Consider the following 392-nt stretch of genomic DNA (forward strand, 5'->3'; position numbering starts at 1 on the left):
AGGTAGGATTGCACTTTGGCACCGCGATCGGCCTTGGTGCGAATTAGCTTTTGCTGAATCGAAGCGACCACCAGCGTCGAGGCGATCACAACGGGAACCGTCAGCAGAACGCAGAGCGTGAGCTGAACGCTGTAGAGAAACATGACGCCGATGTAGAGAACCGAGAAAATCACGTCCAGCACGACGGTTAAGGAGGTTCCGGTCAAGAACTGGCGGATATTTTCTAGCTCAGACAGGCGGGCAGAGAGTTCCCCGACCGGACGCTTCTCGAAAAAACTCAGCGGTAACCTGAGCAGGTGACGAATAATTTCGCTGCCGAGCAGCAGATCGACGCGATGGGTGGTGCTGGCGAACAGATACATCCGCACGATCGTCAACACGCCCTCTAGCGT

The 392-nt window shown here is 55.6% G+C and carries 1 protein-coding gene; it reads right to left on the bottom strand.

The genetic code is table 11. From position 1 onward, the window contains the following. Positions 1-380: ABC transporter transmembrane domain-containing protein (locus D7Y13_RS44575; RefSeq protein ID WP_244222514.1), on the bottom strand; the 380-nt coding region annotated here is incomplete at its 3' end. Positions 381-392: the final 12 nt, after the last annotated feature.

The sequence above is a fragment of the Corallococcus praedator genome (genome assembly GCF_003612125.1).
In the GTDB taxonomy this organism is placed as follows: Bacteria; Myxococcota; Myxococcia; order Myxococcales; family Myxococcaceae; genus Corallococcus; species Corallococcus praedator.